Raw genomic sequence first — 726 nt, forward strand, 5'->3', positions numbered from 1 at the left:
CTGAACAGATTGACGGTCGCAGTCGGCCCGCTCGGCGCCGGACTGGGGCGTTCACGCGGATCGAAGACGATGTTCTTCTTCAAGATCCATTTGCGCGCATCGCCGCCCCAAAACTTCATCACGTCGCTGTTCTGCACGATCGTACGCATCGCGGACAGCTTCATCAGCAAGCGCTCGCGACAATCCCATACCAAGTCTTCGCCGTAGATCAGAATGAAGTTCTCCAGGATGTCGTCGACCTGATCCCAGTGCTGCTGGCCGTAGACTTTCTTGGGCTTGTCCTTTTTGTGCGCCTCTTGCTCATCGCCCCCCTCCCCCGGCGCCAAAGGCACGGCAGGGCGCAGCTGGGCGCCGTCTATCACTGCCGCGTCAAAGCGCGCATCAAATTGCGTCAGCGATTCGTCGCCCTCGGGCGGCTGCTTCGCGCCAGGGGGAGGGGGGACCGCTGCCCCTGCATCGAACTCACTTGGAGGTTCAACAACGTCGGGTGCGGCTGGCGCCGCAGAGGGGGCGGGAGACTCAATTACAGGCCGCTGCGCGGCAAGAATGGAAAGAGCGATCTGCGCTGCGACCACCGCCAACCCCTCCTCCACCTGCAGGTCGTTAAAATCAGTCAGCTTGCGCCCGGACCGGTCCTTGAACAGTGGCGTAATGACCGACGCATTCCCCACCGCCCTGGCTGCGGCATGGCAACTGGCGACACCGGCATTCCTGTATTGGTAGGTG

Annotated in this window: 1 pseudogene; it reads right to left on the minus strand. The window is 62.1% G+C overall.

Features of this window, described 5'->3' with window-relative positions:
* Positions 1-726, minus strand: a pseudogene (locus F2P44_RS36880) (hypothetical protein); the annotation flags it as partial.

It is taken from the genome of Massilia frigida (assembly GCF_011682175.1).
GTDB classification, from domain to species: Bacteria; Pseudomonadota; Gammaproteobacteria; order Burkholderiales; family Burkholderiaceae_D; genus Telluria_A; species Telluria_A frigida.